This window comes from Salinibacterium sp. SWN167, assembly GCF_015864665.1.
In the GTDB taxonomy this organism is placed as follows: Bacteria; Actinomycetota; Actinomycetes; order Actinomycetales; family Microbacteriaceae; genus Rhodoglobus.
The window spans coordinates 27843-40894 of sequence record NZ_JADYWU010000001.1 but is presented as its reverse complement, the minus strand read 5'-3'; the positions used below and the strand labels follow the sequence as shown (position 1 = coordinate 40894).

Annotated in this window: 11 protein-coding genes and 2 tRNA genes; 11 read left to right on the top strand and 2 right to left on the bottom strand. The window is 61.3% G+C overall.

Annotated features, from left to right (window positions below; all coding sequences use genetic code 11):
* Window positions 1–13 precede the first annotated feature (13 nt).
* Entirely contained in the window at window positions 14–979 is a 966-nt protein-coding gene (gene pheA, locus I6E60_RS00200; protein ID WP_197178266.1) for a prephenate dehydratase, read from the top strand.
* On the opposite strand, the gene I6E60_RS00195 is transcribed toward pheA, so the two are convergent.
* Window positions 963–2066: a diacylglycerol kinase family protein gene (locus tag I6E60_RS00195; protein ID WP_197178264.1), complete on the bottom strand. Its 1104-nt coding sequence runs from the start codon at window positions 2064–2066 to the stop codon at window positions 963–965. The two genes, pheA and I6E60_RS00195, sit on opposite strands and share 17 nt — an antisense overlap.
* Window positions 2067–2103: 37 nt before the next feature.
* Here I6E60_RS00195 and serS point away from each other — a divergent pair, with 37 nt between their 5' ends.
* Together serS and I6E60_RS00185 are read left to right on the top strand one after the other, a co-directional pair.
* Window positions 2104–3369: a serine--tRNA ligase gene (gene serS / locus I6E60_RS00190; protein WP_197178263.1), complete on the top strand. Its 1266-nt coding sequence runs from the start codon at window positions 2104–2106 to the stop codon at window positions 3367–3369.
* On the top strand, window positions 3366–4187 hold the full coding sequence (locus tag I6E60_RS00185) for an HAD-IIB family hydrolase (RefSeq protein ID WP_307841759.1): 822 nt from the start codon (window positions 3366–3368) through the stop codon (window positions 4185–4187). Before serS ends, I6E60_RS00185 begins: the two co-directional genes overlap by 4 nt.
* A gap of 105 nt (window positions 4188–4292) precedes the next feature.
* On the opposite strand, the gene I6E60_RS00180 is transcribed toward I6E60_RS00185, so the two are convergent.
* Window positions 4293–5612 carry an aspartate aminotransferase family protein gene (locus I6E60_RS00180; protein ID WP_197178262.1) on the bottom strand — a complete coding sequence of 440 codons (1320 nt, stop codon included), beginning with the start codon at window positions 5610–5612 and terminating at the stop codon, window positions 4293–4295.
* Between the two features lie 133 nt (window positions 5613–5745).
* Between I6E60_RS00180 and I6E60_RS00175 the strand changes: the two genes are divergently transcribed.
* The 8 genes from I6E60_RS00175 to I6E60_RS00140 all read left to right on the top strand — a co-directional run bounded on the left by I6E60_RS00175 (window position 5746) and on the right by I6E60_RS00140 (window position 12962).
* Window positions 5746–7362 carry a PucR family transcriptional regulator gene (locus I6E60_RS00175; protein WP_197178261.1) on the top strand — a complete coding sequence of 539 codons (1617 nt, stop codon included), beginning with the start codon at window positions 5746–5748 and terminating at the stop codon, window positions 7360–7362.
* An 88-nt stretch (window positions 7363–7450) separates the two neighbouring features.
* A tRNA-Ser gene (locus I6E60_RS00170) sits at window positions 7451–7535 on the top strand.
* A gap of 45 nt (window positions 7536–7580) precedes the next feature.
* Window positions 7581–8879, top strand: coding sequence for an LCP family protein (locus tag I6E60_RS00165; RefSeq protein WP_197178260.1), 1299 nt, complete (start codon window positions 7581–7583; stop codon window positions 8877–8879).
* Window positions 8880–8943: 64 nt separating this feature from the next.
* A tRNA-Ser gene (locus I6E60_RS00160) sits at window positions 8944–9032 on the top strand.
* 79 nt (window positions 9033–9111) lie between these two features.
* Entirely contained in the window at window positions 9112–9717 is a 606-nt protein-coding gene (locus tag I6E60_RS00155) for a nucleoside/nucleotide kinase family protein (protein WP_197178259.1), read from the top strand.
* Window positions 9718–9780: 63 nt separating this feature from the next.
* Window positions 9781–10320, top strand: a complete 540-nt coding sequence (locus tag I6E60_RS00150) for a YaeQ family protein (RefSeq protein ID WP_197178258.1) — start codon at window positions 9781–9783, stop codon at window positions 10318–10320.
* A gap of 30 nt (window positions 10321–10350) precedes the next feature.
* Window positions 10351–10887 carry a redoxin domain-containing protein gene (locus I6E60_RS00145; RefSeq protein WP_197178256.1) on the top strand — a complete coding sequence of 179 codons (537 nt, stop codon included), beginning with the start codon at window positions 10351–10353 and terminating at the stop codon, window positions 10885–10887.
* Between the two features lie 179 nt (window positions 10888–11066).
* The gene (locus I6E60_RS00140) at window positions 11067–12962 is read left to right on the top strand and encodes a DUF1800 domain-containing protein (protein ID WP_197178255.1); all 1896 of its coding nucleotides are present in this window, start codon (window positions 11067–11069) and stop codon (window positions 12960–12962) included.
* The last annotated feature ends 90 nt before the right edge of the window (window positions 12963–13052 follow it).

Sequence of the window (13052 nt, the reverse complement as noted above, 5' to 3'; positions counted from 1 at the left end):
CTAAACTCGTGTCATGACTTCGACGCCGCACCCCGACACTGTGAGCTACAGCTACCTCGGGCCTGCCGGAACCTTTACGGAGGCCGCGCTTAAGCAGGTTCCGGAAGCGGTCGGTGCCCGCTGGAAGAGCGTCAACAACGTTGGCGAAGCTCTCGACGATGTCACGAGCGGTCGCAGCGTTGCCGCGATGATCGCGATCGAAAACTCGATCGATGGTGGCGTCAGTGTCACTCAAGATGCTTTGACTAACACCCCCAATCTGCGGATCTTGGGCGAATACTTGGTGCCCGTGAACTTCGTGCTCGTGGCCCGGCCGGGAACGACGCTCGCCGACGTGACGACGGTGAACGCGCATCCGGTCGCCTATGGGCAAACGCGGCGCTGGATTGATGCCCAGCTTCCCCAACACGGCTACATCCCTGCGACCTCCAACGTTGCCGCTGCCGCATCCTTGCTCGACAACAGCATTGCGGATGCCGCAGTCGCCCCACCCGGAATCACCGAGCACTATCCGCTCGAGGTTCTCGCTGAGAACATTGCGAATAACCAGAACTCTGTGACGCGGTTTGTGCTGGTCTCGTCAAACACCGAATTGCCTGAGCCGACCGGCGCAGACAAGACGAGTGTGATCGTTGAACTCCCCGACAACGCTCCTGGTCGCTTGCTCGAAATGCTTGAGCAGTTTGCGACGCGCGGCGTCAACATGAGCCTCATCGAATCGCGGCCGATTGGTGACGAGCTAGGTCGCTACCGCTTCGTCATCGATCTTGAGGGGCACATCCTCGATGAGCGGGTGGCAGACGCGCTGCTCGGGTTGAAGCGGTTCAGCCCGAACGTCATCTTCTTGGGCAGCTACCCGCGGGCAGACAAGCTCGCCACGACGGTAACGCCGCGCTACGGCAACGATGTGTTTGTTGAGGCACGCGACTGGTTGCGGGCCATCACCACTAACGAGCCTTCGGCTACTCGCGAGCCGTAGCCTTTTTGCTTCGCGCTTTTTCTTGAGCGGTGGTGCGCGCAGTCGTGCGCGCAGTGGTGCGCGCTTGTGATCGCGCCTTGGAATGAGCCCGTACTTCGGCGCGAGTGTGAACCTTCGGTACGCGCACAATGAGCGCGCCGGGTTCCACCCAGGCGTGCACTGATTTGGCGAGACCGAAGTCGTCTCCGTCGAGCTGAAACTCCTCCGGAGTATCGACGATCATGTTGAGGTCGCTGCCCTTCGCGTAGCGCACGTCACGCACGTCTTTCGAGAGGTCGATAATGCGGCGGCCGATCACGCTTTTGCGCAGCACGCCGTTCTCCCACGCAATCTTGTTCCAAATGTTGAGCCACCCGAAACGACCGCGAGGTATGAGCGCGGCCATATCGAGGATGCCGTCGTCGGGTTGGGCTTCGGGCATCAGCAGCAAACCACCGGGCAGTGATCCGCAATTGCCGATGATCACGGTGTGCGCGCTGAGGGAACGATTGGGGGAGCCATCCACGCTGAAGCGCAGCTTCACAGGTTTCAGCTCGGGAATGGACCGCGCAATGCCGTCGACGTAGGCCAACCAGCCGACAGCTTTCTTCAGCTTCGTGCTGGTGTTCTTGATCATCTTGGCGTCGAGCCCTAGGCCCGCCATCACCAAGAAGGCGTGTTTTTCGTGCTCGTCGTTGTCCCGCACAATTTCGACCATGCCGAGGTCGATGGCGTGGTCTGCACCGTGGAAGGCCAGTTCAACACTGTCGCGGATGCTGCCTGTTGGTAGATCCAAGTTGCGAGCGAGCAGATTACCTGTGCCCGCCGAAACGACAGCCAACGCGACTCCGCTGCCCCCGAGGGCCTCGGCCACAGCACGCACGGTGCCATCGCCGCCTGCAGCGATCACCACGGCGACACCACGACGGATCGCACTGCCGGTGACGTTCTGGCCGGCATCCTCCTTGGTCGTGGAAAACCAGATGGGGGCAGCCCAGTCGGCGGCCTTCGCCGCAGCAGTGACCATCTTCTTGAGCTTGGCAAGATCGACCTTGATGGGGTTGTAAACAACCGCAACTTTAGGTTTTGAGTTTCGAGGGGTGGGCACAGATAAACGCTACGCCATGAATCGGTAGGCTGTAGGGGTGATTGACCCCCAAATTCTTAGAGAAAACCCTGAAGCCGTGCGGCGGTCGCAAATCGCGCGCGGAGCTTCGGTCCAGTTGGTCGACGATGCTATTGCCGCCGACCAGAAGCGTCGCGCCAGTATTGGCGAATTTGAGGCGCTCCGGGCCGAGCAAAACAGCTTCGGCAAGAAGGTTGCTCAGGCGCCATCCGAAGAGAAGAAGGCGCTCGTCGCTGAGGCTCAGAAGCTGGCTGCTCGGGTGAAGGCCGCTCAGCTGGTTTCCACCGAGGCTGAGGCAGAGTTCACTCGCATCGTCGGTGCACTCGGCAACATTGCTGTTGAGGGCGTTCCCGTGGGTGGCGAGGATGACTGGGAGCTCGTGCGCGAAGTTGGCACTCCCAAAAAGTTCGACTTTGAGCCCCGCGACCACGCCGATCTCGGCGAAATCCTGGGAGCAATCGACATTCCCCGCGGCGTGAAGGTATCGGGCAGCCGGTTCTACTTCCTCAAGGGTGTTGGTGCGCGACTCGAAATCGGCCTCATGAACATGGCTCTCGATCGCGCTATCGCTGGCGACTTCATCCCGCTCATCACGCCAACGCTCGTGCGCCCCGAGATGATGGCCGGCACCGGGTTCTTGGGTGAGCACTCCGACGAGATTTACTACTTGCCCGCCGACGACTTGTACCTCACCGGCACGAGTGAAGTGGCGCTCGCCGGTTATCACTCCGATGAGATCCTCGATCTCTCGAAGGGCCCGCTGCGCTACGCCGGTTGGTCGACCTGCTACCGCCGTGAGGCCGGTTCTGCGGGCAAAGACAACCGCGGCATTCTGCGGGTGCACCAGTTCAACAAGCTCGAGATGTTCAGCTACGTGCTACCCGAGAATGCTCAGGCCGAGCACGAGCGCCTGCTGTCGTTCCAAGAATCGATGCTGCAGGCGTGTGAACTCAGCTACCGCGTGATCGATGTTGCCGGTGGTGACCTCGGTTCGAGCGCTGCTCGCAAGTACGACATTGAGGCCTGGGTTCCTACTCAGGGCACCTACCGCGAACTCACTTCCACCTCGAACTGCACGACTTATCAGGCGCGCCGTCTCGACATCCGCTATCGCACCGAGTCGGGCAAAACCGCCCCGGTAGCGACCATCAACGGAACTCTCGCAACCACCCGCTGGCTGGTTGCCATTCTTGAAACCCACCAACAGCCCGACGGGTCGGTCGTGGTGCCGAAAGCACTTCGCCCTTACCTCGGTGGCCTAGAAATTTTGGAGCCAATCGCGTGACAACCGCAGCGCAGGATGACCGCTGGATGATCGCACTCGACATCGATGGCACTGTGCTGCTCGAGTCGGGCGAGATGAACGACGCCGTTATTGCGGCGGTCGCGAAGGTTCGAGATGCCGGGCACGAAGTTATGTTGGCCACCGGTCGTTCGGTTGCCATGACTTTGCCCATTCTGCAGAAGCTCGGGCTGAAGCCGCAGTACGTGGTCTGCTCTAACGGGGCGATTACGCTCAAGCGCAACCCGATGGGCGAGGGCGGCTACAGTCGCGAATTTGTGGAGATGTTCAACCCCAGAGAGGTGCTCACGAGCATCAAGGAGCACTTGGGTTCGGCGAACTACGCGGTTGAGGATGCGACGGGCAAGTTCTTTGTCAACGGCAAGTTCCCCGACGGCGCCCTTGGTGCGGTGAGTGAAGATGTCGCGTTCGAGGAGCTCGTCAAGGTGCAGGCGACACGCGTTGTCGTGATCTCGCCCCAACACCAAGTCGATGATTTCCTCTCGGTTGTCGAGAAAATGGGCCTTCACAAGGTCAGCTACAACGTGGGCTGGACTGCCTGGCTCGATATCGCGCCCGATGGCGTCAACAAATCGACGGCGCTCGAAAATGTGCGTTCGCGTCTCGGTATCCCGCGCACGCGAGTGCTCGCCATGGGTGATGGTCGCAACGACATCGACATGCTCGAGTGGGCGTCACGTCACGGCCGTGGCGTTGCGATGGGCCAGGCTCCGGATGACGTGCTCGCGGTCGCCAACGAGGTCACCGAGAGCGATCTCAACGACGGTGCCGCGCTCGTTCTTGCCGCCTTCAAGCCGTAGCGAGCCGTAGAACGCCGTAGCGAGGTTTAGCCGAGCCCAAGCCCGAACGCCGAGCTCGGCCAAACCACCCGCTTCTGCGCTGAACCCCTTCGGCGCAGAACTCTGTTAAAGCTCGCTGAGCGCTTCGTCGTAGATGGCCATGGCGCGCGCAACTTCGTCGGGTGTCACGACAGCCGGCGGTACGACGTGGATGCGGTTGTCGGCAATAAACGGCAACAGTCCGCGCTTCACGAGCGCACCCTTGATGCGGCCCATGTCAGCCGCGCTGAGAGGCTCGCGCGTCTCGCGGTTGGCGACCAGTTCGAGCGCCCAGAACACGCCGCTTCCGCGAACGTCACCGATGCAGTCGTGCTTCTCGGCGAGAGCGGCAAGGCCGGGGCCGATGTGATCGCGACCGATCATGGCAGCGTTCTCGATGATGCCTTCGTCTTCCATCGCGGTGATGGCCGCGACGATCGAGGCAGCCGCGATGGGGTGACCCGAGTAGGTGAGTCCGCCGGGAAAGACGCGCTCGTCGAACGTTGCGGCGATCTCGTCAGAGATAATCACACCGCCGACGGGGATGTAGCCGGAGTTCACTCCCTTGGCGAAGGTGATGAGGTCGGGCTTCACGTCGAACGCTTCGAACGCGAACCAGTGTCCGGTGCGACCGAAGCCGACCATGACCTCATCCAGAATCAGCAGGATGCCGTACTTGTCGGCGATCGCGCGAACACCAGCCATGTAGCCGGGCGGCGGGGTCAGCACGCCAGCAGTTCCGGGGATGCTTTCGAGCAGGATCGCGGCGATTGACTCGGCGCCTTCCGCTTGGATGGTGCGCTCTAGGTGGTGCAGGGCGCGCTCGGATTCTTGTTCGGGGGAGTCCGACCAGAATTCGGAGCGGTACTCGTAGGGGCCGAACACGTGCAGGTGGGCGCGAGCGTATTCGTTGGGGATGCGGCGCCAGTCGCCGGTGGCGACTACGGCCGATCCGGTGTTGCCGTGGTACGAGCGGTAGCGCGAGATGATTTTGTCGCGGCCGGTGTGCAAGCGGGCCATGCGCATGGCGTTCTCGTTGGCATCCGCTCCACCGTTGGTGAAGAAGACCTTGTTCATGCCGTCGGGCGCGTGGTCGGTGATTTTGCGGGCTGCTTCGCCGCGGATGTTGATGGCGTGGGCCGGCGCGACGGTAGCCATGATGTCGGCCTGTGCCTTGATGCCGGCGATGACTGCTGGATGCTGGTGGCCGATGTTGACGTTGACGAGCTGGCTCGAGAAGTCGAGGTATTCGTTTCCTTCGTCGTCCCAGACCATGCTTCCGAGGCCGCCTTCGAGCACGAGCGGTTTGAGTGCGCCCTGTGCTGACCAGGAATGGAATACGTGGGCGCGGTCAAGCGCGACGGTGTCGGCGTTGCTGTGCTGGGGTGTTGCGGGCGCGGAGTTCATGGGGCACCTTTCGTGACGAAGCTGAATGACTCAACTATTGCTGCCGGCCACTCGCGCGTGGCTGCCAATATGTACACCAGATCACCAATTGTTCGACATAATGTGACTACAGGGCGATGAGGGGAGAAACCGGATGCTCCCGACGATTCAATGGCTGCTCACGAGGCGCACATTGCGACTGAGCGTGATCGAGGTGAGCGCCACCGGAGGCGCTAACGCCAGCCCCGTGGAGAGTGCCAGACTCAGCTCCGCTTTCACGGCCAGAATGAGCGCTCCGATCAGTTGGGTGCACAGTTCCGACCTCGATGACCCGACGCCGTTCTTGAGCCGCGGCAATGTCTTGCTCACCGATGGTGCGCAGTTCGGGTTCGGAGCAGCTGCTGAGCTTTACGACTACGACTCCTACATTGAGCGCCTCATCGACACCGGTCTTGTCGGGCTCGGTTTCGCAACGCACTTTCTTCACCAAGGAATGCCAGAGGCGCTCGCTGCTGCTTGTGCGCGTGTGGGCTTCCCCCTTATTGACGTTCCTGATCGCGTTCCTTTTATTGCGGTCATCCGCGAAGTCGCTGATCGCATCGCGGCGGAGCGCAGCCGTCGCATGGCATGGTCGATTTCTGCCCACAAAGCCATTTCGCACGCCGCTCTCAAACCAACAGGCTTGCGGTCAACCCTCATCGAGCTCGAACGTCAACTCTCATGCTGGGTTGGGCTCTTCGACGCGACAGGTCACCCGATCCCCGTTCCTGGCCAGCAACGCTCCGCAGCTCGCTTTGCTCAGCCGGTAAGGGATGAGGTGGCGCGGGCGCTGCGCAAGGGCAGCCGGTCATCCACCGCCTTCACCCTCGACTCTGGGCAAGTCACCATCCAGACCCTCGGCCAGAACGGAGAGTTGCGCGGTGCGCTGGCTCTTGGCCGCGGCGTGCCTCTTGATCGTGCTGAGAACGAACTCGTGACGAGCGTGATCGCGATGGCCACCCTTGCGCTTGAACAGAACCGCACCCTGGATGCCACGCGTGGTCAGCTGAGATCGTCACTGCTCGAGCTGGTGCTCTCAGGCAACGTCGCCGCGGCCGCGGCGATTGCTGGCGAAGTGTGGGGCGCTCTTCCGGTAGCGCCGCTGAGCGTCGTGGCGATTGCACGGCAAACCCACAGCCACTTCGTACTGGATGCCCTCGACGCCCTCTCGCTCGATGCCGACGGCAGCGCATTTTTCGCCGTTCGCGGCGACACCGTCGTCGTTCTCGTTGAAGCGGGCGCACAGCAGCAGTTCTCCGCACTGCCTTCTGAACTGACCGACGTGCAGCGAGACCTCACACAACTCATCGCTGACCACGAGCTCGTGGCAGGCAGCTCCAGTGCCGTCGATTATGCGGGGCTGGGCGCAGCGCTCGGGCACGCATCCAGCGCCCTCTACGCTCGCAGCGGTCAGGCTGGGCTCACTGATTTCGCCGATATTGGCGACTCCGGAATGCTCGGGGTGCTCCAGGCTGCTGGTGCTGAGCGAGTGGCGCACCGAGTGCTCACGCCGCTCAGCGATTTCGATAGCGCGCATTCGGCGGCTCTCGTGGAGACGTTGCGCTCCTGGTTTGCGAACGATTGTTCGTGGGGCGCGACGGCTGCGAAGCTCGGCGTTCATCGGCATACGGTGCGGTCGCGCGTCGACCAAGCGGCGAGCATCCTGAACCTCGATCTGGAGTCGTTCGAGGGGCGGCTTGAGGTGTGGGCGGCGCTTCGGCTGCACGGCTAGACCTCACTACCCCCATTTCGAGCCTTCTAGCCTGCCTTTCAGGTACGCCTTGCGGGCATCAGATACACTCTGAACTTGCGTCACGCAAGGAGGGCTGTCCGAGCGGCCGATGGAGCCAGTCTTGAAAACTGGTGGGCAGAAATGTCTCGTGGGTTCGAATCCCACGCCCTCCGCTCTGCGTGTCATGTCTTGTTTCCGGCTAAAGAAAGGGGAGTGCGATGAGTGAACTTCGTCCGCGCTCAGAGTTGCGTTCGCGCTCTGTCGACCGCACCGACTCGAAGAAAAAGCCTGAAGTCCAAGGTCTGGCACGTCACGGACGGTTGAAGAAGCCAGGACCGTGGGGCTCGATCGCTAAGGTCGTTGCCGCATCGCTCGCTGTTTTGTTGGTCAGTGGTGCCGCTGTTGGTGCTGTCGCCTTTGACAATATTTATAGTCAGCGTGACACCGTTGCCCTCATTGGTGAAACCGAAGGCGCTCCGCCTCAGATCGGCAGCTTTGAGGGTGGCTTCAACATCCTCATCGTGGGTAGCGATACTCGCGTCGATCAGGACGGCGTCGGAGGCTCCGCAGCGGTTGAATCTGGTGAACTCAATGACGTCAACATGATTTTGCATGTGGCGGCTGACGGTCAATCTGCGACTGCCATCAGCTTTCCGCGCGACTTGGTTATGGGTATTCCGGAGTGCCCGAGCTTGGATGGCGATTACAACAAGTACTACTCCACCGAGGCGCTCAACACGGCGATGTCGTATGGAGGCCTCGCCTGTGTCGTCTTGACGCTGTCAGAGTTCACCGGCCTCGATATCCAGTTCGCCGGCGTTATTACTTTCCAAGGTGTCATCGAGATGACCAACGCCATCGGCGGCGTTCCTGTCTGTATCGATGGCCCGCTCGTTGACCCGCTCGCAGACATCAACCTTCCTGAAGCAGGCACATATGTACTTCAGGGTGCTGAAGCTCTAGGCTTCCTTCGTTCTCGCCACGGTGTGGGTGACGGTAGTGACCTCACGCGCATTAGTTCGCAGCAGGTTTATCTTTCTTCGATGGTGCGCACTCTCAAGAGCGAAGACACGCTCGGTGACTACAAGAAGCTCTACAATCTGGCGCAAGCCGCGATCGATAACATGCAGCTGTCGACTGGACTCAGCGATGTTCCGACCCTCGTCTCCATCGCGCTGGCGTTGAAGGATGTTCCGCTCGATACGGTTCAGTTTGTGCAGTACCCCGGTACCACTGGCGGCGTCGGCGTGTACTCGGGCAAGGTTCAGCCGAACACGTACCTGGGTGATCAAATGATTGACTTGATCGCGGCCGATGAACCATTTGTGCTCGCAAACGCTGGAGACGACATGGGGTCCTACGTCAACCCTGATTCTGTTGAATCGACTACGGACCCCGAAGCCACAGAGTCGGCCGACCCCAATGCAACGGCTGCTCCTGAGGTTGATGCCGAGGTTCTCGATATTCGTGGCCAGAGCGCTGCGGATGAGACCTGCACGATCACGAACAGCTACTAATCGTTCTATTTGCGGCTCGGTTCGTCGTTCCGCTCCTAAGCGGTTATGATTGCTGAGTACGTCTGGAGACGTCGCATAGTCCGGCCTAGTGCACCACCCTGCTAAGGTGGAGTACCCGTAAGGGTACCGAGAGTTCAAATCTCTCCGTCTCCGCTCTGCAAAGAAAACCCTTGATTGTTCAAGGGTTTTCTTGCGTTAAGAGCGGTGATCATTGCCAACGCGAAGGGACGTCGTGAAAACCTACACCGTCGCCGAAGCGGCCGCGCGAATCGAGTTGCTGAGCGAGCGCACAAGCGGTGCGCCCTTTCTGCTTGGCGTTGTCGGGCCGCCCGGGGCAGGTAAGTCGACGTTCGCGGAGAAGCTCGCGGTGCCCATCCTCCCGATGGATGGTTTCCACTTCGCCAATGAACACCTCGACCGTCTAGGCCTTCGGAACAAGAAGGGTGCGCCGGGGACTTTCGATGTTGAAGGCCTTGCCTCAACACTGCGTCGGCTGCGTGCCGGGGAGACTGTCGTCGTTCCGCGATTCGATCGAGCGATCGACGCCGCCATCGCTGGCGCGGTTCTGCTCCCCGGCGATGCCCCGTTGATCGTGACGGAAGGCAACTACCTTCTCCACGACAATGCCGGCTGGGGTGCGATACGACCCCTGCTTGATGAGGTCTGGTATCTCGACATCAATGACGACCTTCGGCGCGACAGGCTCGTGGCCCGTCACGAGCGTTACGGGCGTTCGGAGGCGGATGCCGCCCGCTGGGTTACCGAGGTCGACGAACCCAATGCTGTGCTCATCCGCACGACGCGCCAGCGAGCGGATGCCGTCGTCGCTGCTTCCTGAGCGCATGGCTGGCGCCTGAGCGCTGGCTAGCGCCGGCGCGTCCACAGGCTAGGCTCGGGCGTTATGGCAACTGGCTCAACGATCCACACTTTCACGGTGCAATTGGCGGATGTGGACCGCGGGGTTTACGACGACTTCACGCTTCGCGTCGCGCGGCATCCCTCTGAAACAGACTTGTACATGATGACTCGTGTGCTCGCGTATTGCCTCGAATTCGAAGAGGGAGTCGCATTCAGCGAGGGAGTCTCGTCGACCAATGAACCTGCAGTTCTGGTTCGCGACCTCACCGGCACGATTACGGCCTGGATTGAAATCGGTGCACCGGATGCCGCCCGACTCCACTACGGAAGCAAACTGGCCGACAGGGTCGCCATCTACACGCACCGTGACCCGGTAAAGGTTGCAGCTCCGTGGGCAGGCAAGAAGATTCACAATGCGAGCGAAATTGTCTTCCGCAGCTTTGATCCCGGCTTCATCGAAGACGCTGTGGCCGCCCTGGAGCGACGCAACGCTGTCACCCTGTCGGTGACGGAGGGGCAGCTGTATCTCGAGCTCAACGGCACCACGGTGAGTTCGGCACTGCATAGCCACGACGTGGAATGAATGCCGCCCACCGCTATGTTGGGGTAGAAGATGACTATTCTGCCGCGCACCCAACCTCCCGCTCTTTCGTTGCCGCTCGCGCGCGGAGGTTTCCTTGAGGATCTCGCGCTGGGAACGGGCGCCGATGGCCGTTTTACTCTTCTCGTTTTCTATCGGGGCCTTCACTGCCCGGTGTGCCGCAAGCAGTTGCGTGAGCTTGACGAGAATATGGATGCATTGCGCGAAGCCGGAGTGGGGCGCATTGTGGCCATCAGCATGGACACTCTCAAGCGCGCCACGATTTCGATCGAAGACTGGGAGCTCTCGCGGCTTCCTCTCGCCTATGGGCTGAGCGAGGAGCAAGCTCGCGAGTGGGGTCTCTTCCTCTCCAGCGGGTTCAAGAAGGGCGAACCGGAGCTGTTTAGCGAGCCGGGCATGTTCATTCTTGACGCCGACAACACCGTGTTCTGGACTACTGTTTCCAGCATGCCGTTTGGTCGGATGCCGGTGAAAGCCATCATTCATGGTCTCGAGTACGTCACTGATACCGATTATCCCGCGCGCGGAACGGTAGCGCCCGCGCGCTGAGCCGTGCACGCCGTGGCGGGCGAAAGATTTTCACAATTACCCGCGTGTACCCCCGATGGGGGTAGACAGGGGGTGTTTCTCCCCATAGGGTCGATGCTGAATCGTTATTCAGTAGTGCGTGAGTGGCTGTCGAAACCTAGTCGACACCGGCGTACGTGAGCCCGACGAAGGACTTTGGCGTGAATCCTCCTGTAGATCCCGACGTACGTCCGCGAGGTGACGGCGAGGCTCTACTCGCTCGTCGCATGATTATCACGAGTGGCATCGCAGCTCTTGCCGCCGTCGGTGCGGCCGCCGCGAGCAGTGCCGCATTTGGTCCGGCGAGCACCCTCTCTCTGCTTCCGGATGGCGCGAGCCCTCCTGCGGCTCCTCCGGCTACCGGGTCTGCGCCTCGCAACACCCCAGTGCCGACCACTCCGACACCGAGCGCGACATCCACGAACCCGCCGGCCACGAAGAACCCCACCGGGGGCACGAACCCGCCGGCGACTCAAGACCCGCGCTCGCCGGCAACGGCAAACCCGCCCGCCGACCGCGACCAGAGTTACGCGAATCCGGGCGCAGGAACCGGCACGACGCCCCGTGCTGACACGCCATCAGCGGCTAAGCCCGCGACCAAGCCAACACCGCAAAAGGGGTCGACCGCTCCCGAGGTTATCTCCACCGGCGTCGCCGACAACGACGAAACCCACTCTCACTTGCTGGCGCGCGCGACTTTTGGCCCGCGCAGCAGCGACTTCGTTGACCTCTCGTCGATGGGAATCGACAAGTGGTTGGGCGCACAACTTGCTCCGGCATCCATCGCAGACCCGGATGGCGATGCAGCGTGGGCTGCCTTCCCTCTCGCGAAGTCGTCTACTGCCAAAGTGCGCTCCTCTATCAAGCAATACAGCTGGGATGCTGCACGTCAGACCGGCCAAGGAACCTTGGCGGCACAGGTCTTCAGCAAGCGCCAGCTGTTTGAAGTCGTTGTCGATGTGTTCTCGAACCTGCTGAATGTGACTACGCCATCAGACAGCGTGTGGGCCACGGGGCCCGACTATGCGAACTCGGTTATTCGGGCGAACGCTCTCGGCACGTATTCCGCCATGCTGTATGCGGCGATGCGACACCCCGCCATGTTGACCTACCTCAACAACGAGCAGTCAAACAAGGGGAATGTCAACGAGAACCTCGGTCGTGAGTTGCTTGAGCTCCACACGCTGGGAGTCGCGTCGGGCTACACCGAGGATGATGTGCGCAATAGCGCCATGATCCTCTCGGGCCGCGGGATTGACTATGAGACCGGCGAATTCCGCTATCGCGCGGATCGCCATTACGTCGGCCCCGTCGCCACGTCGTTCTTTACCGACGAAAACACTACCGCTGAGGGCGGGCTCGAAATGGGCGACCGCTACGTGAGCGTGCTGGCGCATCACCCCGCAACTGCAGCGACGGTCGTCCGAAAGCTTGCAGTTCGATTCGTTTCGGATTCGCCGCCCCAGGCTTTGCTCGATCGCTTGGCTCAGACCTACCTCGACAACGACACCGCGATCCTTCCCGTGCTCAAGCAGCTTTTTGCCAGCGACGAGTTCTGGTCGGCAATCGGAGAGAAAGCGCGCCGGCCGCTCGAAGATGCGGTGGGGGCGGCCCGTGCGGTTGGCGCTCAGCCCAGCGACAAGCTTGCTGATGGTGCCAAAAATCTCTACTGGGTTCTTCAGAATCTTGGGCACGCGCCTCTCACGTGGACCCCGCCCAATGGTTTCCCCGACGTCACCGGAGCCTGGCTTTCTGCCAGCCAGACAGTGTCGCGGTGGAACCTGCACCGGAGCTTGACCGGTGGCTGGATGAAGGGACTCACCCCACCCGCCAAGCTCAGCGAAGAACTCGTGCCGACCACGGGGCAGACGAACGCCCAATGGGTCGACAGCATCGCTCAGCGCATGATCGGCCGTCCGCTCAGTGATACCCATCGCGCTGTGCTGCTGTCGTATCTCGATGCTGACGGTTCTACTGAAGCCGAAGCGGGCGATGCGTGGCAGGTCCCCGCTCTCGCGGCCCTCGTGCTCGACTCGCCCTATTTCCAACTGCGCTGATCGACCGCGCTAATCAACTGCGCTAATCGACTGCGCTGACCAGACTCACCCTCCCCTGTAGCTCGAACCCGACTCGAGAAAGAACCCTCT